This window comes from Aphanothece sacrum FPU1, from assembly GCF_003864295.1.
Taxonomy (GTDB): domain Bacteria; phylum Cyanobacteriota; class Cyanobacteriia; order Cyanobacteriales; family Microcystaceae; genus Aphanothece_B; species Aphanothece_B sacrum.
The window spans coordinates 726,246-746,028 of record NZ_BDQK01000013.1; the positions used below are offsets into that span (position 1 = coordinate 726,246).

21 protein-coding genes are annotated in these 19,783 nt (G+C 37.3%); 9 read left to right on the plus strand and 12 right to left on the minus strand.

Annotated elements, in window-relative coordinates; genetic code table 11:
* Window positions 1–2: 2 nt before the first annotated feature.
* Window positions 3–1,472 (plus strand): alpha-amylase family glycosyl hydrolase, encoded by a 1,470-nt coding sequence (locus tag AsFPU1_RS14135; RefSeq protein ID WP_124976531.1) that lies wholly within the window; start codon window positions 3–5, stop codon window positions 1,470–1,472.
* Window positions 1,473–1,832: 360 nt separating this feature from the next.
* On the opposite strand, the gene AsFPU1_RS14140 is transcribed toward AsFPU1_RS14135, so the two are convergent.
* Both AsFPU1_RS14140 and AsFPU1_RS14145 read right to left on the minus strand, forming a co-directional pair.
* Window positions 1,833–2,651: a sulfotransferase domain-containing protein gene (locus AsFPU1_RS14140; RefSeq protein ID WP_124976529.1), complete on the minus strand. Its 819-nt coding sequence runs from the start codon at window positions 2,649–2,651 to the stop codon at window positions 1,833–1,835.
* A gap of 36 nt (window positions 2,652–2,687) precedes the next feature.
* Complete coding sequence (locus AsFPU1_RS14145; RefSeq protein ID WP_227873590.1) at window positions 2,688–3,281, minus strand: sulfotransferase domain-containing protein; 594 nt, start codon at window positions 3,279–3,281, stop codon at window positions 2,688–2,690.
* Between the two features lie 232 nt (window positions 3,282–3,513).
* On the opposite strand from AsFPU1_RS14145, the gene AsFPU1_RS14150 reads away from it, so the two are divergent.
* Together AsFPU1_RS14150 and AsFPU1_RS14155 are read left to right on the plus strand one after the other, a co-directional pair.
* Window positions 3,514–4,179, plus strand: coding sequence for a CatB-related O-acetyltransferase (locus AsFPU1_RS14150; protein WP_125061125.1), 666 nt, complete (start codon window positions 3,514–3,516; stop codon window positions 4,177–4,179).
* A gap of 82 nt (window positions 4,180–4,261) precedes the next feature.
* Complete coding sequence (locus AsFPU1_RS14155) at window positions 4,262–4,897, plus strand: Uma2 family endonuclease (RefSeq protein WP_125061126.1); 636 nt, start codon at window positions 4,262–4,264, stop codon at window positions 4,895–4,897.
* Here the strand turns inward: AsFPU1_RS14155 and AsFPU1_RS14160 are convergent.
* Window positions 4,894–5,226, minus strand: a complete 333-nt coding sequence (locus AsFPU1_RS14160; RefSeq protein WP_124975219.1) for a XisI protein — start codon at window positions 5,224–5,226, stop codon at window positions 4,894–4,896. The two genes, AsFPU1_RS14155 and AsFPU1_RS14160, sit on opposite strands and share 4 nt — an antisense overlap.
* A 195-nt stretch (window positions 5,227–5,421) precedes the next feature.
* On the opposite strand from AsFPU1_RS14160, the gene AsFPU1_RS14165 reads away from it, so the two are divergent.
* Window positions 5,422–6,210: a DUF874 family protein gene (locus AsFPU1_RS14165; protein WP_124975217.1), complete on the plus strand. Its 789-nt coding sequence runs from the start codon at window positions 5,422–5,424 to the stop codon at window positions 6,208–6,210.
* A 60-nt stretch (window positions 6,211–6,270) separates the two neighbouring features.
* Window positions 6,271–6,645 carry a hypothetical protein gene (locus AsFPU1_RS14170; RefSeq protein ID WP_124975215.1) on the plus strand — a complete coding sequence of 125 codons (375 nt, stop codon included), beginning with the start codon at window positions 6,271–6,273 and terminating at the stop codon, window positions 6,643–6,645.
* A gap of 118 nt (window positions 6,646–6,763) precedes the next feature.
* On the opposite strand, the gene AsFPU1_RS14175 is transcribed toward AsFPU1_RS14170, so the two are convergent.
* On the minus strand, window positions 6,764–8,674 hold the full coding sequence (locus AsFPU1_RS14175) for a protein phosphatase 2C domain-containing protein (RefSeq protein WP_124975213.1): 1,911 nt from the start codon (window positions 8,672–8,674) through the stop codon (window positions 6,764–6,766).
* 168 nt (window positions 8,675–8,842) lie between these two features.
* Window positions 8,843–9,079 carry a 50S ribosomal protein L28 gene (gene rpmB, locus AsFPU1_RS14180; protein ID WP_124975211.1) on the minus strand — a complete coding sequence of 79 codons (237 nt, stop codon included), beginning with the start codon at window positions 9,077–9,079 and terminating at the stop codon, window positions 8,843–8,845.
* Window positions 9,080–9,593: 514 nt separating this feature from the next.
* Here rpmB and crtA point away from each other — a divergent pair.
* The 4 genes from crtA (at window position 9,594) to AsFPU1_RS14200 (ending at window position 12,969) form a co-directional block, all read left to right on the plus strand.
* Window positions 9,594–10,454: a cyanoexosortase A gene (gene crtA, locus AsFPU1_RS14185; RefSeq protein WP_227873536.1), complete on the plus strand. Its 861-nt coding sequence runs from the start codon at window positions 9,594–9,596 to the stop codon at window positions 10,452–10,454.
* 40 nt (window positions 10,455–10,494) lie between these two features.
* Complete coding sequence (locus tag AsFPU1_RS14190; RefSeq protein ID WP_124975209.1) at window positions 10,495–11,166, plus strand: cyanoexosortase A system-associated protein; 672 nt, start codon at window positions 10,495–10,497, stop codon at window positions 11,164–11,166.
* Between the two features lie 68 nt (window positions 11,167–11,234).
* A protein-coding gene (prfB, locus tag AsFPU1_RS14195) for a peptide chain release factor 2 (protein WP_124975206.1) occupies window positions 11,235–12,342 on the plus strand; the annotation gives its coding sequence in 2 pieces (ribosomal slippage) (window positions 11,235–11,306 and window positions 11,308–12,342; 1,107 coding nt in all).
* A gap of 150 nt (window positions 12,343–12,492) precedes the next feature.
* Entirely contained in the window at window positions 12,493–12,969 is a 477-nt protein-coding gene (locus AsFPU1_RS14200) for a Uma2 family endonuclease (RefSeq protein ID WP_124975204.1), read from the plus strand.
* Between the two features lie 10 nt (window positions 12,970–12,979).
* Here AsFPU1_RS14200 and AsFPU1_RS14205 read toward each other — a convergent pair whose 3' ends face one another.
* The 7 genes from AsFPU1_RS14205 to ntrB all read right to left on the minus strand — a co-directional run bounded on the left by AsFPU1_RS14205 (window position 12,980) and on the right by ntrB (window position 19,728).
* Window positions 12,980–13,525 carry a hypothetical protein gene (locus AsFPU1_RS14205; protein ID WP_124975202.1) on the minus strand — a complete coding sequence of 182 codons (546 nt, stop codon included), beginning with the start codon at window positions 13,523–13,525 and terminating at the stop codon, window positions 12,980–12,982.
* 21 nt (window positions 13,526–13,546) lie between these two features.
* Window positions 13,547–14,857: an XRE family transcriptional regulator gene (locus AsFPU1_RS14210; RefSeq protein ID WP_227873535.1), complete on the minus strand. Its 1,311-nt coding sequence runs from the start codon at window positions 14,855–14,857 to the stop codon at window positions 13,547–13,549.
* Between the two features lie 18 nt (window positions 14,858–14,875).
* Entirely contained in the window at window positions 14,876–15,262 is a 387-nt protein-coding gene (locus AsFPU1_RS14215) for a type II toxin-antitoxin system VapC family toxin (RefSeq protein WP_124975200.1), read from the minus strand.
* Complete coding sequence (gene vapB, locus AsFPU1_RS14220; RefSeq protein WP_124975198.1) at window positions 15,259–15,489, minus strand: type II toxin-antitoxin system VapB family antitoxin; 231 nt, start codon at window positions 15,487–15,489, stop codon at window positions 15,259–15,261. Before vapB ends, AsFPU1_RS14215 begins: the two co-directional genes overlap by 4 nt.
* A 105-nt stretch (window positions 15,490–15,594) precedes the next feature.
* Window positions 15,595–16,596 carry a nitrate ABC transporter ATP-binding protein gene (locus AsFPU1_RS14225; RefSeq protein ID WP_438357515.1) on the minus strand — a complete coding sequence of 334 codons (1,002 nt, stop codon included), beginning with the start codon at window positions 16,594–16,596 and terminating at the stop codon, window positions 15,595–15,597.
* 302 nt (window positions 16,597–16,898) lie between these two features.
* Window positions 16,899–18,896, minus strand: coding sequence for an ABC transporter ATP-binding/substrate-binding protein (locus AsFPU1_RS14230; protein WP_124975194.1), 1,998 nt, complete (start codon window positions 18,894–18,896; stop codon window positions 16,899–16,901).
* A gap of 40 nt (window positions 18,897–18,936) precedes the next feature.
* Entirely contained in the window at window positions 18,937–19,728 is a 792-nt protein-coding gene (gene ntrB, locus AsFPU1_RS14235) for a nitrate ABC transporter permease (RefSeq protein ID WP_227873538.1), read from the minus strand.
* Window positions 19,729–19,783 lie beyond the last annotated feature (55 nt).

A 19,783-nucleotide genomic window follows, 5' to 3' on the forward strand; every position in this document is an offset into this window, starting at 1 on the left:
CAATGTCTCAGAATCTTGCTCCTTCCCTATATCAGATCAATACTCGTGTTTGGCTTAATCAACTTTCTCATCAACTTGGTCGTCATGCTACCCTCGATGACATCCCAGATACAGAACTAGATAAACTCGCTAATTTAGGGTTTAATTGGGTTTATTTCCTCAGTGTCTGGCAAACTGGAGAAGTGGCACGTCAAGTTTCCCGTACTAACCCACAATGGTTGGCTGAATATAGAGAACTATTACCCGACCTAAAAGAAGAAGACATCAGTGGATCAGGATTTGCTATTACCAGTTACACTTTAAATACCAGTTTAGGCGAATCCGACTCATTAATTCGTCTACGCGATCGCCTTCATCAACGGGGCCTGAAATTGATGTTAGATTTTGTCCCTAACCATACTGCCCCCGATCATCATTGGACTAAATCTCACCCTGATTATTATATCTCTGGGAACGAAACCTTACTGGCACAACAACCCCAAAATTATATTAAGATAGACTCTGCCGAAGGTTCAAGAATTCTCGCTTATGGTCGTGATCCTTATTTTGATGGTTGGCCTGACACTCTACAACTTAATTATGGTAATTTAGAGTTACAAACAGCCTTAATCAATGAATTATTAACGATAGCCCAATGGTGTGATGGTTTACGCTGTGACATGGCCATGTTAGTCTTACCCGAAATTTTTGAAAGAACTTGGGGTATTCCCACCGAACCGTTTTGGCCCAAAGCTATCCCCCAAATAAGACAACAACATCCCGATTTTGTCTTTATGGCCGAGGTTTATTGGGATATGGAATGGACATTGCAACAACAAGGATTTGATTATACCTACGATAAAAAATTGTATGATCGTCTTGAACATCAGATTGCTCGTCCGGTTCGGGAACATTTTTGGGCTGATCTCGATTATCAGAGTAAATCTGCCCGTTTTTTAGAAAATCATGATGAACCCCGCGCTGCGGCTACTTTTGCCCCTGATGTTCACCAAGCAGCCGCAATTTTAAGCTTTTTCTGTCCAGGGTTGCGCTTTTTTCATCAAGGGCAGTTACAAGGATGGACGAAAAAGATATCGGTTCACTTGGGACGAGGGCCTCAACAACCCACTGATACTGGTTTAGAGAAATTTTACGGTCAACTGCTTGAAGGGTTGCGCTTAAATGCGGTTCGGGAGGGAAAATGGCAATTATTAGAGTGTAAACCAGCTTGGGGGGATAATTGGACTTGGGATTGTTTTATTGCCTTTGCTTGGCAAGGAAACGAGGGAGAACGGGTGATCGTTGTAGTGAATTATGCCGGAAACCAGAGTCAATGTTATATTCCCCTTCCTTGGTCAAACTTAGCTGGTCAACGGTTTAAACTTCAGGACATCATGGGTGGTACTTCTTATGAGGTTGATGGGGATAATTTAGTGACCCCTGGTCTTTATCTAGACTTTTCAGCTTGGGGATATCAGGTACTTAAATTTTAGCTTTGCCGCCAAGAAACCCCGCGCTGTTTTTGATCAGCAATTTTCGTAGGTTGGGTTGAACGATAGTGAAACCCAACACAGCTTGAGGGTTTTGATAAGGTAAGTAGGTGGTCCTAATTAAAGGGTTCTACCGGACAAGTTATGCTTTATTATTACAAATAAAGGACTTTAACTCGTTCATAATAGGGGTCAACGGCCGTTGACCCCTACAAAATAGGCAAGATGCAGCGTTCCAAACCTATAATTTAGTCCACGAAGGTGGACTTTGTTTCTATAGGATAAGGCTTTAGCCTTTTATTAATTATTAGTTTAGCATAGTTTGTCCCGTAGAACCAGTTTTATTTAGCAGCCATAAGGTTCTCACCACTTAAAATCTTGTCCTAAAACTTCATATAGTTTTTCATTATAACCCGCAAAATAATTTTGTAGTTTTGCTATTACTTCTTCATCATTTGGATTTTTTTCATATGATGTTACCGCATATTTTTCTTGTTGTAACTTAGTGATTTGTTCTAAAGAAAAGGATTCAATTTCTAAAAAATTACAGAGATTATTGAGGAGTGAACTTAAATCTTCTCGCAACTGATCGAAACTGAGAATAAGAATCTTTTCTCGATCAAAATGATTGTAGTAATTTTCTAGTTGATTAAAGTACTGACCTCTTTTAAGATAATCATAGGAATATTTAGCACTATTAGAATCGGGATTAAGTTCTTCCTCTATCGCTTGAGAGAATGTCCTTGTATCAGCTTTTGTTCTGAGGTGAGCGTAGGAGTTTCTACTATAACTATGAAACATTTGCCAAGCTGAATAAGCACGCTCACTAGGATTTCTCAAGAGTGCTATCATCTTTATATTGCCTAAATATTGCTTAATTAATTGAGGAATCTGAGGATAGTATAGATAGCTTGGTGAAGCTTCAAAGGTGAGTTTATTACCTTTTTGGATTTTATTAGGAAAATGACTCAAGTACCAACCGAACCCTTTATTTATATTTTCAGGAACATCAAAATAATAAGTTTCTTTCAATGGGTTGGTCACTAAAATTTGAGAATGTTGTTTGAGATATTGATAGAGGGATGTCACACCAGATCTTTGAGTGCCTATAATCAAGAAGTCGGGTTGTGAGTGGGTAATGGAATAAACAGGATAGATAAGCTTTTTAATAAGTTGTTTCATACTTTTGTTTCCTTATGGTTTAAATGTGATTGGAGCTTACCAGTTATAGCGATTTCCTAGAAAATCATAAAGTTTTTCATTATAAGGAGCGAAATACGACTTCAAGTTTTCTATTGTTTGTTCATCTTCGGGAGTTTTGTCCGATTTATACTTCCCACTATTATACTTCTCAGTTTGAATTTTCTGAATAATTTCTTCTGGAAAAGGATTAAGATTTAAAAATTTGCAAACCTGATCAAGAATTAAGGGTATATTTTTATGAATGTCCGTAAAATTCAAGACTAACAGATTTTCTTTGCCAAAATGGTGACAATAATTTTCTAGCTGTTCGACATATCTACCTCGGCCGACATAATCATAACGAAAAGGATATTTATTATAGTCAAAATCAGATTGAAATTCTTCTTCTACTGCTTCAGAAAAATTTCTTTTATCAAAAAAAGGCTTCAAATGAGCGTTATCAATATTCTCGAAACTATGAAACATCTGCCAGCCTGAATAAGCACGAGAAACAGGTTCTCTCAAGATAGCAATCATTTTCAAAATGCCCAAATCTTTTTTGATTCGCTCAGGCACAAACTCATAGTAGAGATAGTTAGGAGAAGCTTCAAAAGTTAACCTATTTCCCAACAACCTCCAGAGTTTTATGATCAGAAGTTCTTGGAACAAGACTATTTACGAAAACATTATACGCAATCAGGATATTATTCTCTATGGGCAGTTATTGCAGATCGTATCAGACTTGAAAAGATTAATTCTCTATTTAAATACCTAAGTTTTGGTGAATTTAAACTGTTTATGGGTTAAAGTAAACAAAAAAGTTATAATTTTTTTCTATTACATTTTTAAGAGTTGAGACAAAATGGTTCTTATATTTGGAATAAAACTGGGCTTGTTTCTTAGAATGAGCTTATCTAAGCTTAATAATACAGCTTTAAAACTAGGTATGCGACTAAAGTATCCAGAGTATTATAAAAATGATAATTATATTCATCCCTTATCAAATATTGGCAATTTTACGACAATTGAGCGGGGAACTAATATTAATGGACCTGCTTTTATAGCTAGTTCAATAGAAGCTCCTTGCTCTATTGGAAAGTTCTGTGCAATAGGACATAATCTGCGAATTAGACCAAGGAATCACTATACTGGATTTGTAAATATGAATGATAAGTTTCAAAACCGATACAAATTTCCCAATCTATCTTCATTTAAGGGAAAGGTTATTATAGGTAACAATTGCTGGATTGCTGATAATGTTATAATTCTTGGAGGTGTAAAAATTGGTGATGGAGTGGTTTTAGGGGCTGGTTCAATAGTTACAAAAGATATACCTCCGTATTCGATAGCAGCAGGCAGTCCTGCAAAAATCATCAAAAAAAGATTTAGTGAAGAAATCATTCAGCAACTTCTTGAAATTAATTGGTGGGACTGGACAGATGAAAAAATTATCAAGAACAGAAAGTTTTTTGAATTGGATCTAAGTCTGAATGGTGAAGTCGATCTCAAATCAATAATTATTGATTAACTATCTACTGATATTTAGTATTCTAGTAACGTAAGTTGCTAGTTACAATTAGCAACTTGCGTTAGTAGGAGAAGTGATCTTGATGATTGCGGTCATTGATAAAAAACTGGTCTCATTTGATGAGTTTATTGATTGGTATCCAGAAAACTCAGAGAACCACTATGAATTGAGACGAGGGGTAATTCTGCAAATGCCGAAACCGAGAGGCAAGCATTCCAGATTAGCAGGGGATCTGGCGTTCGCGCTAGGTACTGTTATCCGACAAACAAACCAACCCTATTTTATTCCTAAAGAATGTGTGGTCAAAATTGCTAATGATACGGGTTATGAACCAGATATCATTGTTTTGGATGAAACTGCCATTGCCGATGAGCCACGTTGGGAACGAGAATCGATCATCACTTTAAGCCAGTCGATTAAACTGGTGGTAGAAGTGGTTTCAACCAATTGGCGAGATGATTATCTCGTTAAATTAGCAGACTACGAAGGGTTTGGCATTCAGGAATACTGGATTGCGGATTATCTTGGCTTCGGTGGTCGGCGCTACATTGGCTCACCCAAACAACCAACTTTTACCGTTTGCTCCTTAGTGAATGGGGAATATGAAATGCAGCAATTTCGTGGGAGTGATCACCTCATCTCGCCTACTTTCCAGGAGTTCCAATTGACAGTTGACCAGATTTTTAATAGCTGTCCAAGTATCGGAACACAAACTTAATGGGTAGCGAACTCAGTAAATTGTCGCATATAAGGGGAGTGAAACGCCAACACGATATCTTCTTTAGGTACACCTTGTTCTAATAGCAGTGTAGCAATGCCGACTTCAGTACCATCATGCTGTATCCAGATTTTGCCGTCTTTGATATCTAGATGAATGCTACATCCATGAGTCCGACTATTACCACGCCAACCCGTATGTAGTAGGAGGTAGTGGTCGCCTTCGGTATCTAAAACAGCTTGTGTTTCGACTTCTTCTGGGGAACATTGCTGTTGTAACCGCGCTAAAATTAAGTCTTGAATAATTCGACGATATTGTTCTATTTCCATTGAACAATTACCTCCTGTTTTTCATCATAAACCAGTAAATTAATTTGAGTTCTCTCAACTACTAAGCGTAGGAAACAGCGATCCTTAGCCATTGGACTTTTTTGACTTTTCAGATGAAAACATAATTATAACGTTTCTTAGTCTAATCTAGTATTATAGAGAAATATATACAATGAGTTTAGGAGAGGCTAAACGATGGCTGCTATTTCCGAAATCATCAATATTCCTAGTCAAACTCTTCCTGACCATACGCAATTACCAGAGTCAGATGGTACTTTCGTGAAAAATTTTCAAGAACATCCTCAAAGTATTTTATTAACTGAATCTATTTGGTCTAGACTACAGCAAATTCATCCTGATGGGCAATTTTGTCTCGGTCAGGATAGTGGGATATATTGGAGGATAACTGAGCCTCCAGAAAAAGGAGCGGAAGCTCCAGACTGGTTTTATGTCCCAGATGTGCCGCCAACCATAGATGGGCAAATGCGCCGTTCTTATGTAATGTGGCAAGAATTAATTGCGCCTTTAATTGTCTTAGAATTTGTTTCAGGAGATGGCAAAGAGGAAAGAGATAAAACTCCTTATAGGGGTAAGTTTTGGGTATATGAAACAGCAATTCGCGTCCCTTTTTATGGAATTTATGAAGTGAAGAAAGCTATGGTTGAGATGTATTACTTAACAGCAGGGAAATATGAACTGATGTCGGCAAATGAGCGGGGACACTATCCCATAGCACCATTAGGAGTAGAATTAGGAATTTGGCCAGGAAGGTATAAAAATGTGGAGCTACCTTGGTTACGTTGGTGGGATGAGCAAGGAAATCTTTTGCTGACTGGAGAAGAAAGAGCAGAGCAAGAAAGACAACGAGCAGAGCAAGAAAGACAACGAGCAGAGCAAGAAAGACAACGAGCAGAGCAGGAAAAACAACGAGCAGAGCGTTTTGCCGTACAATTACGAGCTTTAGGAGTTGAAATCGATGACTAAGAACAAAGTTATTTTTATTGGTCTTGATGGAGCGGATAAAGATTTAATCTTTGCCAAGGGATGATTCAAGACTTATCTGATATCGTTAACGCTAATACTGGAGAACCTGTTATTCTACAGATTTTCCGGTCAAAGGATCTTTATCAAGGAGAACAGCCCAATGGTCATCGTGATCTTCTCGTGGAGTGGAATCGCAATGCACCAATCACCGCCGTTTATTCTCCCAAAATAGGAAAAGTTGAAAAGATCTACTGGGATAGTCGCACTGGCGATCACAAAGCAGGTGGTCTTTTTCTTGCTCTGGGTGAGTCGATCAAACCGATGCAGGTAGAACAGCCTACCTCTATTCTTGACTTTGCTCCCACCCTTGCTTCTTTATTGGAAGTAGAATTGCCTAATGCTGATGGAAAAGCGATTGCTGATATTTGTCGCTAAATTTTGTTGAGTTGGCAAATGTTTACACGATCTCTAACCTTTATTATACAAAGCTTATTCTTTCATTGAAAAAACTATCCATGACGAACTCCGAACTTAGGTTGTTGGGTTTCGTTCCTCAACCCAACCTACATTTACCATAGGTAGATGAGAACAAAAATCCTGGGATCATTGATGATGAGGGAGGGGGGTTATTCTCTTGTGGGGAATGTCTAAATTGCCAAACTAAATAAGTTATCCCTGCTAATGCTATCCCACTCAACAAGAAGATTAACAGCTTTTTCCTCGGAAAATTAGCAGTTTCAGCCAGATTTATGGGGGTTGTCGGGAGTAAATCCGACAGAGTATCCTGAGATATATCATTTATTCGTTCTGGTGATAAGTTAAAACCATTCAAAGCTGTTTCAATGTCTGTCATAGATAGGGGGGTAGTTTCACTATTAATAAGACATTGGACTTGAGAATAAATCAATCCCACCGTTACATTATCATGTCCGTTTTTTTTGTTGCCAATATCAATTAATTGCTTAGCAACCGTCCCTATATCGGTTTCCCCTTTTAATAAAGGAACTATAGTACTTTGCCAATACTCATCCACTCGATCATAATCGCTTAAACCATCAGAACAGAGCAAAAATACACAATCTTCATCCACAATTAACTGTTGTACATTGGGATGAAGGGATGAACCATTGCCCATCCCCAAAGCTTGAACTAAAGCCCCCGCATTAGGATATTGAATCGCATCCCGATAAAATAAATAGCCTAAACGTACCTCTCTAGAAGCAAGATCATCATCAATAGTGACTTGATGACAACTAGTAGGGGTGATGCAATAAATACGAGAATCTCCCACGTTTGCTAAATATATCTCATGGCCATGGGCCAAGACCATCACTAGGGTAGTTCCCATGCGCTGTCGATCTTGTCGTTGTTCGTCATCATTACGCTGACTAATACGATCATTAACCAAACAAACCACATCCCCTAATACCTGACACCACTCCTGAAACTGCCAATTTTGTGTTGATGAGCATCGCTGAGGGATTTCTTCAGCTAAACTATCAATAGCTAACCCAGAGGCAATTTCTCCCCCATCTTGTCCCCCTACCCCATCACAAACAATAACAAAGGGTAAAGCGGTTTTATCGGTTTCTCTCAATTCTCCACTAGGGGGATAACAGGTATCTTCATTATGATCGCGGGTTGGCCCTGCATCCGTGGCCGTAATTATTTGATATCTTTGTTCGTACCATTGACCACACTGAACGATAGCGGCTTCAAGATAAGTTAATAAGTATTCAGGATGGCGAATTTTTCCCTTTTGTAAATATTCGCATAGGTGTCGTAAAAATTCTTGAATTAAAGGAGAAGCTGTATCCACCCAAGATAACCAAAGTTTTCCTAATTCTTTAACACTGTGATAATGATGTTCGTCTTTGTGGAGTTCCAATAATTGAAGAGTGGCCCCATTAACCCTGAGTAAAGACGGATCAAGCAAACTAGATACCATCTCATGTCCTTCTAGGGGTTGCCATAATTGGGCTATTTGCCATAACCAGTTAAGTTGTCGTAGTGGGGTCGCTTCTGCCCAAACTTCGCTTAATTGAGGCAGAAAATTGGGATAAAGTAACTCCCCAGACTCATTAATCGGAATTGTGCCATATTCTAGTAAACAGACATTAATATCGGTTTTATCTTCATCGGGACTCGGAAAATAGCTATAAACTTGGGGTAGGTGCAAACGATGGGTAAATAATTTTAAGTAAGTTCGTAAATGATGGGGGACTTCATCGAATAATTGGGGTGTTAGTCCGGGTTTAGTATCTAGGAAAATTTTATCCTGTTTAAATAAATAGCGATCGCCTATTAATTGTCCTACTTCATATGAGTTAACCCAATCTCCTAATGCCCACAAATAACGCTTGAGGACAGGAGTTCCACATTGATCACAAAATTGATTCTCTGGGGAATTAGAAGCTTGGCACTCACTGTTAGAACATTGAATTGTTGCCATCGGATCTTGCATGACATCTATCGTTCCCTAGACGATTGACAAAAGGAAAGCTTTATTAAAGATTACTACATCATGACTAACTACTAAGAGTAGTTAAGAAATATAAATTAGCCGTTAACCGTTTTCTAGGGCTAGAGGGTGGGGTGTGCCGAAACACCCCTAAAGTAAGGGAGAATATCCCTATCTTTTGTGTAAGTTGAGACCAATTTCTTGGGCCATAGCCTGAATTCCTTTCTTTTCTAAAGTTTTAATGGCTTTTGTGGAAAGACGTAGTCTAACCCAACGATTTCCTTCAGACCACCAGACTCGTTTCCATTGTAAGTTGGCGTTTTGTAACTTTTTCGTCCGACGGTGAGAGTGAGAAACCGCAAACGCATTATTGGCCTGTTTTCCGGTTAGGTCGCAATGACGAGCCATAATTAAACCTCCTGAATCTTTAAGTATATTTCATCCGATCCCTAATAGTAACAAATTATGGTTTTTTTTTCAGATATTTAGAAGTTGAGAAATTTTTAACCTGAAAAAGGAATTTAAGATTAAGATTGTTTTGAGACTTAATTTCTGAGGAAAAATTACCATATTTTTCGCCACCAATGATTGATAATTAAATAAAAAAATTAAGTCAAATTAACCATATGTCCAAGTTTGTACAGAATTTGAGTTGGTGATGCTCAAATTCTATCTTCCATAACTAAAATTCTATTCATTATCTAATTAAAACCCTATACCTGTCAATTTTACAGGACTTCAGTAAGGCCTCTAGATATTGAGTGTTGTGCTAAGCTCATCATAAATTGACCTGACAGATAGTTCTAATGGGTAAGTCCTATTTTAGATGATTAGGTACAAGAATTAACCACATTTAAGGTATGATTGATAAAGATAAACATAACCCTATTGAACACTACTTGAATTGAAGATGCTTCCTAAAATGACAATCGACTGGCGTAAATCATTACAAGATCCTACCTCTTGGGTAGTTGCGTTAGGAATAGCTTTAGCTGGCCTGCATCTGACGATAGTTGATCTATCTAAAGAACTTAACTTGATGAGTTTAAGTATACTTGCGTGGTTAGCTATTGCCTCTATGCTTTGGGATAAAAGAGAAGATATATCCTTTAAAAGTGGAGTTTTTTCAAGTTTTTTAGGAGCAACCTTAATTGTTTTTATGCTACTAAGAAGTCTTTCTTCTAGTGGTTATCATCTAACATTTTTTCCCTTAGTTTCTGGAGTAGCAATGGCTTTAATTGCATCAGGAATTAAGCAAATTAAACAATATTGGAAAGAATTAGTAATCCTAACTATTTTAGCGGCTACTCCTATTTTTACTTCTCTGTTACAACTGATTAATTTACCCACATTAACCGCTAAGTTTTCTAATGCTTCTTTATGGTTGTTAGGATTTCAAAGTTACCGAGAAGGAATTTATCTTATTTTACCAACAGGACGGGTTGAAGTTGGCGAAGCTTGTTCAGGAATTGAGAGTATTTTACTGATGTTTTTTATTGCTATTCTTTTCCTTTTTATGATTCCTCTTAACCGACTACAACAAATTATTTGTGTTGTTTTAGGAGTTTTATTAGGTTTTATTATTAACAGTATTAGAGTTTGTATTTTAGCTCTTTTAGTCGCTTTTTCTAATAAACAATCTTTTGACTATTGGCATGGAGATGATGGCAGTTTAATTTTTGCTCTGAGTTCAGTTTTCATCTTTGGGATATTCTGTTGGTTAGTGTATATTCGTCCTATGACACTAACAAGTGAATCAGAAGAAAACATTGATATCGAGTAAAATAATTTAAGTAAAGTAGTGATTAATTTATTATAAAAATATGGACAATATTCGTTGGCAAAGAACTAGAATTGGACTGATGGCATTTCTTATTACAGGAGTAATAGCAATTCTGATTCGATCTTTTTTTGTATTGCCCAACAAAGGTGATCAAGAGTCGGCAAAAGTCTTTGAATTTCCTGCAACAGTTCCTTTAGAGGGATGGAAACAAATTGAAGTCAAATCTCTTAAACCTAAGCGAGGAGATGAGAAGGAGATTGATAGTCAAGTATACATTTATGATAATAAAACTCGAAAAATTGAGATTGTGGCTAATTACAGAGAACATGATGGTGGGGATGTCAGACGGCTGTTATTTCGTCTAGGTTCTATTCCAAGAGGAAGTCTAGATATTGAAACTAAATATCAGAATGAGATGGGCTATTATTTTTTATTTGAGTATGGAAATAAAGTTCATTTGAGTACCTGTATCAATAGAGTTGGAGAAAACAGCGTAAGTAATGAACAATTTGTTAAAAACAAGTATAAATATGGGTGGAGTCCTCAACAAGCGGCTTTATGGCTATTAGGAGAAAAAGACTTTTTTGAGACTGGTTGTTTATGGACTTTAGTATCAATACCAACCTCAGATTCAAATGATTTAGAGAAAAACTATCAAACCTTAGAAACTGTTTTTGGGGAGTGGTATAGTTGGTGGAAACAAAAATTATAGTATTATTTTCTCCCAATTATTACTGAAAATGCGATAACATAAATAGGAACTTTATTAGTTAGAAAAATATGGAAATAACAGAACTTAAAAGAGAAATAGAAACAGTTAATTCGCGCCTGGGGAAAACCCAGGACTATCTTTGACTTAGCTCAATTAAAAGCGACAATTCAAGACTTAGAAAATGTGGCTGCTCAACCGGAGTTTTGGGATAGTCCAGATACTGCTCAAATCACTCTACAACAACTCAATGATCTTAAATCTAATATAGATCAATATTACGTTTGGAAAAGTCAATTAGAAGATACAAAAGCCATCGCTCAATTATTAGAATTAGAGGATGATGTCACTTTACGAGAAGAAGCAGAAAATAATATTACTCAACTTAATCATAATTTAGATCGTTGGGAATTACAACAATTATTATCGGGTATTTATGATACTAAAGGAGCGTTTTTAACTATTAATGCGGGAGCAGGGGGAACTGATGCTCAAGACTGGGCAGAAATGTTATTAAGAATGTACACTCGTTGGGGAGAACAACAAGGCTATAAAGTTCATTTAACAGAAATTTCCGAAGGGGATGAAGCGGGTATTAAATCGGCTACCTTAGAGATTGAGGGACGTTATGCTTATGGTTATTTAAAAGGAGAAAAGGGAACCCATCGATTGGTTAGAATTTCCCCATTTAATGCTAATGGAAAACGTCAAACAAGTTTTGCCGGTGTGGAAGTAATGCCAGCTTTAGAGGAAGATGATCTTAAAGTTGAAATACCCGAAAAAGAATTAGAAATTACGACTTCTCGTTCAGGAGGAAAAGGGGGACAAAATGTCAATAAAGTAGAAACTGCTGTGCGTGTTGTTCATCTTCCAACGGGGTTAGCAGTGCGTTGTACTCAAGAACGTTCCCAACTGCAAAATAAAGAAAAAGCCTTAACTTTATTGAAAGCAAAATTGTTAGTTATTGCTCAAGAACAACGGGCCCAAGCTATTGCAGAAATTCGAGGAGATATAGTAGAAGCTGCTTGGGGAACGCAAATTCGTAACTATGTTTTTCATCCTTATCAAATGGTGAAAGATTTACGAACTAATATAGAAACCACTGATATTAATGGGGTGATGAATGGTAATTTAGATCAATTTGTTGAGGCTTATTTACGTTATGTTACCCGTAATTAATTTTAGTAGGTTGGGTTTCACTACAGCAAAGGGTTTTGTTGGGTTTCACTACAGCAAAGGGTTTTGTTGGGTTTCACTATCGTTCAACCCAACCTACGTTTATCCAAAATATGTTAAAATAGAATTAATTCTTAGGAAAAATAACTAACAATGAAATGGGAAGAAGTTTGTGAAAATAAACAATTACAAGATTTACCTTTTAAAATTGAATTAAATAAATGGGGTCAAATTGTAATGAGTCCTGTCAAAATTAAACATTCTTTTTATCAAGGAAGAATTCAAAGGTTATTAGAATCTTTTTTGAAGACAGGGGAAGTGATGCCAGAATGTGCGATTAATACATCAGATGGGGTTAAAGTTGCTGATGTTGTTTGGTGTTCGGAGGAAAGATTTAAGATAATTGAAGATGAAGTATCTGCTTCTATTGCACCAGAAATTTGTATAGAAGTTAAGTCTAGTAGTAATAAATTAGAGGAAATGGAAGGGAAAAAGAATTTATATTTAGAAGCTAAGGCGATTGAAGTTTGGTTATGTAATGAACAAGGAAAAATTAAATTTTATAATCAACAAGAAGAACTAGAACAGTCTTTGTTAGTGCCTAATTTTCCTAAACAGATTCAACGTTAAGGAATAAAAATTAAGTTTTAAGAGCAGTCTTCCACCAATTTTCTAAAGGGTGATTTTTATTAGGTAGGTATCGTGCTTTGACTCGAATAGCATCAAGAATAGTATAAAGCTTATCTGAACTTAAATGGTTTATTTCTGACCAATACTTGATGATATCTGGTGTTGATAAAATTTGAAGATTGGGTGCTTCTTGACTAAATAGCTTGATTGCTGCTTTATCATCAGTCGCTATACTCCATTCTCGATTAATAGCGATCGCCCCTGTTGCTGATTCTCCATCATCTCCTAAAATAGCCGCATAATTAACAAATAAATCTGCTTCAATTTCTGACTCTAAATCAACAATTTTAACCATTTCTTGAATTATAGCATCATTAAACTGTTGTTTATCTTCTGGTTCAAATCGATCAAATTTAATTAACTCTTGTTCATATACTGTTTGGGTAATCACAACTTGAACAGGAATTGTCGTTAAAATGGAAAGAAAATGACCAGAAGCGACAAAATTAAAAACGCAACAAGCATCAAGTAGAAGGTGGGAGTTATGAATTATCATAATTTAAGTGAATCTCCCAATTTATGAGCCTTGACGCAGATCTAGATCCATATTTTCTTCAGTCATTCCACTAGAATATTCCCGTAAAATTTCTGCAATACGACGCGCTTCTAAACGATCAACTCTTATAAAATTAGCGAAACGTCCCTCTGTAATTAACCCTTGATCAAATGCTTCTATCGCTAAATGTTGATAATGAATAGGGGTCAAATCAATCCTTGATTTATTTTCTTGAAAACCTAATTCTTCTTGTGCTTTTCTAACTTTTAAACCGCGATTTTTTAGGCGATCCCAAGTTCCTGATGGTAGCAAATTCATTTCTTCTAACCGATAGATAAGAGCTTGTACTGATACTCCATAATAATACGCTAAGGTTAATAAATTTGTTGGGGTAAACTTACCATGAGTACGATACATATCATTAAATTGTTTAAGTAAGCTACTGGTAGGCATTAGGAAATATTTAGGAAAAGCTTCTGCTAATCGCTCACTTTCAGGCATTCTTTGATATTGATCTTCATAATTAATTACGGGTTTATATCGATGAGATAAAAAGTGTAAATAACCATGTGCTAATGACCAAAGTTGTCGCTCTTTTGGATGATAAGCATTAATGGCTAAACATCCCCCCATTTGTTCATTGTAGCTATAGATTTCTGAACATTTGGATTTTGACGGCATTGGTAGATAAAATATCCGCAATCCTACTTCTTGTTCTAAAATATCTCGTAATAGGGGAATTGCTCTATCTCCTAATCCTAAACGCTGTCTTTCTGTATTAGCAATACTCTCGGCAGCACTTTCTAAAGGCATATTTTCGAGATTATATTCTTGAGGATAATTCCGAGGAAGAGGAGCATCCATTATTTTCTCTAGTTCGAGATAGTTTTGACACAACTTTTCAAACTCTAAAATAATGGGTTTAATTTCTACTTCTTCTGTTTCCCCACGACGATAAGCAACGCGAAACTGTACGTCAAAAGATTCAATAACAGGAGTATTTTGCACAAAATCGCTGATTTTCCGTCCATAAGCACGGGCAAGTTTGATTAATTCTGATGATTTAAGACGACGTTCTCCTTTTTCAATAGCTACAATAGTAGTACTGGCAACATCAATCACGTTTGCTGCGTCTGCCTGAGTCATACCGCACTGTTTTCTTGCTTGTTGTAGTCGTTCTCCCAATTGATTTAGATTAATTTTGTCAAGGATACTTTTAGCCATCGCATTTTTCCTCAACTTTGCTAAAGGATATTCATTAACGTAATTTCGATAAAGTTGTAACAAAGATTTTTGTGTTGCTATAGGTACTAATTCATGAGTAGATGTCATGCAATCTACTATTAATATTTAATCCCATAATCGTTCAATTGAATAAGCATCAAACTTAACATCTCGACTAATTAAAATAAAGGATCTTGTCATTGCCTGAGCGATCAACATTCGATCAAATGGATCACGATGATGTAATGGTAGATGACGAATTTGTAGAGTGTCAATAAAGGAAATAGGTAGCAATAAAATATCTGATGATTCAAGTTCACTGCCAATGGTTTCATAACTGTTTTGAAGTGACAACTTACCAATATTTAGCTTAACTGCAATTTCCCAGAGACTAGCAATACTGAGGTAAACAGTATCAGCTACATCAATAATATTTCTCAGATTCTTAGGTAAATTAGGATCATTTTCAGATAGCCAGATAAATGTATGGGTATCTAAGAGAAAAGAATTCATTCCATGTATTCCTTGAAATCTTCTAACGGTTCATCAAAATCATCTGGTAATGGCAAAACAAAAGTCCCTTGTAAAATGCCTGAGCGACGTTTTTTATGAGGATGTTGTTTTAGGGAAATATCTGTGGAGTAATTTTCCATCAGATACTTGGCATAGTTTAGAACTTCTTGTTTTAGAGGTTCTGGCATTTTCACAATAGTTTGTAATATTTCTGTGTCAATATTCATGTCTTTTATAACTTTAGCTTGGCTTCTTCTACATTAACCTATAGAAAAAAACAGGCTTCTAGCCTGTACCACTAAAGAGAAACAGGCTAGAAGCCTGTACCACATTTACTGTCCCTGTAATTGTAATTCTGTAGTTTGGGGGGAATTTGCGGATTTTTGACTACAATTCTGAACTAAAGCAAAACCTGCGATCGCAACAGCGGCCACCATTCCCAAAGCTAGACCCCATTTCACATTAAAACCGGACTTAGATTCTACTATTTCCTCATCTTCGGTGGGTTCTTCAGAATGGGCGTGACGATGGAACAAGAAATCTAAGGCATAGTTGCGTAATTCATAGTATCTGGGATCTTCAATAATTTGAGCGCGGTTACGAGGACGAGAAAAGGGAATTTCTAGAATTTCCCCAATTTTTGCCGATGGCCCATTAGTCATCATTACCAAGCGATCGCACAAAAACAAAGCCTCATCAATATCATGAGTAATCATCATCACCGTTAAACGATGATCTTGCCAAATATTGAGCAATTCTTCCTGTAATTCCTCTTTAGTGATAGCATCTAAGGCCCCAAACGGTTCATCTAAAATAAGAACTTGAGGACGAATGGCCAATGCGCGGGCGATCGCAACTCTTTGTTTCATCCCTCCCGATAGTTGATCGGGTTTTTTGTTGGCTGCTTCTGTTAACCCTACCATCGCTAAATGTTCTTCAACAATTTTGACCTTTTCAATCCGGTTTTTTTCAGGATAAACGGACTTAACGGCTAAATAAACGTTCTCAAAAGCAGTTTTCCAAGGTAATAGACAATAATTCTGGAAAACCATCATTCTATCTGGTCCAGGTTCCTGAATTTCTTTATCGAGTAATTTTACTTCTCCAGTGGTGGGGGTATTAAACCCCGATACCATATTTAATAAGGTAGATTTACCACAACCTGAATGACCGATCAAACAGACAAATTCTCCCTCACAAACGGTTAAATCTACGCCATCAAGAACCGTATAATCTCCTGTTGGACTCGGATAAACTTTAGATACCTGATCAATGCTTAAAAAAGGAATTTTCGCCTTTATAGAGTTTGTTTCAGTAGAATTCATGGTGTGCATAGTTTTGATGGGGTTAAAGGGTTTTAGGAGACAGGAGTTTAATAAGGGCTTAACACAATGTTTATTGGTCTTAACTTAAGGCAAAACCCAATATGAAATTCCCTCTATCTCACCCACACCCTGCCAAGGGTGGAGTTAACTGTACAAAGCCTGTCTACACAGGCTAATGTTGCTGAAAGTCCGCAAAGGCGGACTTTGTTTGTATAGCCACAGGCTTTAGCCTGTAGGCGTTTAGGAGTTCACGAATTTATAATTTTCTGTATTTTTAACTCCTAAACCCCTTTTTATTTATCATTCATAATTCATAATTTAGTAGGTTGATCGAGCAAAATTTCTGAGATTTGGAAATCACGACAGATAGAAAGACGCTTAAGATATCCTACAGGATCATCAGGATTAAACACCATTTTGTCAAATAGTTGCAAATTCTGGCGATCTGGTTCAATATCTGGCCATCCTAAGGCCCGACAAGCTTCTCCATAAAGATCAGGACGACGGACTCTTTCTAAGATTTCTACCCAGTTACGGGGAAAAGGAGTATACCCCCATCGCGCTAATTGGGTTAAAATCCATAATCCTTCTACCCGGCCAGGACAATTGGTGTTTTCAACATAAAATTGATTAAATCTGGGCAAATATTCGGGTTTTCCGGTTCCCCGATTATAAGTATCAATCAAACCTGGACGAATATAGGCAGGTGAACATCCCACATATTCTGGTTTACGGATTAAATCTACCATTTCTTCCCGATTTCGCCGATCATCGCAATATTCACAGGCTTTTAGTAAGGCTTTCACCAAAGCAATATGAGTTTGGGGGTATTTCTCCACCCAGTCTTCTCGTACCCCTAATACTTTTTCAGGATGTCCTGCCCAAATATCAAGACTTGTGGCGATAACATAGCCTAAATCTTCATAAACGGCGCGAGAATTCCAGGGTTCTCCTACACAATAGCCTTCAATATTCCCTGCTTTCAGACTCGCTACCATTTGCGGAGGAGAAATCATCGTTAACCCCACATCTTCATCGGGATCAACTTCTCCTGATGCTAACCAGTAACGCAATAAAAGATTGTGCATAGAGGCTGGATGTACCATGCCAAAAGTATGTACTTTGTCGGGAGTAGCGGCGATCGCGGTTTTTAAGTCTTTGAGGTTTGTTACCCCCATTTCAAGGAACTTTTTACTCAGGGTGATGGCGTTACCATTGCGACTGAGAACTAAGGCAGTAATGATAGGTGTAGGGATTTTACCTCCGGCCCCTATAGTCATGCTTAAAGGCATTCCAGCCACCATTTGCGCCCCATCTAAACGACCTTCGGCTACTCCTTTAGCAATTTCTTTCCAGGAGGGTTCCCGACTCAGGGTCACTTCTTCTAACCCTTCTTCGGCAAAAAAGCCCAATTCTTTGGCTATAATCAAGGGCGCACAGTCGGTTAAGGCAATAAATCCTAGATTTAGGTTGACTTTCTCTAAACCATTGTGAGAAATGGCAATTTCTGGGATTCTACCGACTTTTTTCGACCGTTTTTGTTGATTGAGGAAGTAAACCATTTCATTGCGTAAACCATAGTAACTTGGATGGTTGACCACTTCTAAACGTTCACGGGGCCGGGGTATGGGGACTTCTAATATTTGTCCGATATGGGCCTCTGGCCCGGTGGTTAACATGACCACTCTATCTGAGAGTAAAAGGGCTTCATCCACATCATGAGTGACCATAATACAGGTAACATCATTTTTTTGGACAATTTCCATTAATTTCGTCTGTAAATTGCCTCTGGTGAGGGCATCTAAGGCCCCAAAGGGTTCATCTAAAAGCAAAACTTTGGGACGGATGGCCAATGCGCGGGCGATCGCCACTCGTTGTTTCATTCCACCGGATAATTGCCCAGGACGTTTATTAGCTGCGTGTTTTAAGCCTACTAAGTTGATATTATGATTAACGATGTCTCGTCTTTCTTTCTCAGGGAAATGACGCATCACACGGTTAACCGCTAAGGCGATATTTTGACGGACGGTTAACCAAGGCAGAAGAGAATAGTTTTGAAATACTACCATGCGATCGGGGCCAGGTTCGGTGACTTCCCGTCCTTCTAAAATAACTCCTCCGTGAGTTGCTTGGGTTAAACCGGCCACAATATTTAGTAAAGTAGATTTACCACAACCAGAGTGACCAATTAAGGAAATAAATTCCCCTTGTTTGATTTTAATGTCAATGTTTTTTAGGGCAATATAGCGATCGCCATTAGGTAGAGGAAAGATTTTATCAACGTGATCAATTTCAATAAAATTAGACATTTTTAGGGGTTAGGGGTTAGGGGATGGATTTTATCTTCGATTATTTTTGTTCGGGAGGGACGACAATACTAGCAATATAACCTACTAATCTATCTAGTAATAATCCTACGACTCCCACATAAATTAAGGCTAAAATAATTTGACTCATTTTAGAACTATTATAAGCATCCCAAATAAAGAAACCAATACCGACTCCTCCCACTAACATTTCTGCGGCTACAATAGCTAACCAAGATAAACCGATTCCTATTCTTAATCCAGTAAAAATATAAGGAACTGCTGAAGGGAAAAGAATGTTAAAAAAGTATTCTGTTTGAGATAGTTTAAGGACTCGTGAAACGTTGCGATAATCTTGAGGGATTTGTTGAACTCCTACCGTCGTATTAATAATTATTGGCCAAATAGCGGTAATGAAAATTACAAAAATAGCTGAGGGATCAGATTGACGAAAAGCTGCTAAAGAGATGGGCAACCAAGCTAAAGGAGGAATCGTTCTTAATACTTGAAATATGGGATCTAAACCATCATAAATTAAGCGATTAGTTCCGATTAAAATTCCTAATCCTATACCGACAATAGCTGATAAAGAAAAGCCTATCGCCACCCGTTTTAAACTAGCTAAAATTTGCCAGAATAAACCGACATCTGTTCCTCCATTATCATAAAATGGGTTAATAATATAAGGATTCCATGTTTCTTGAATAACCGTAATAGGAGAGGGTAAATTAGGACTTTCTCCTGAACAGAGGATTTGCCAAATCATCAAAAATACGAAAAGTGCGACACAAGGGGCGATAATTTTCCTATTAGATTTTGAGAACAAAAACTGCATGAGTGGATTCTGAGGAGAATGACGTTTTAATTGTGCTTTAGCTGTCATAAAGTTG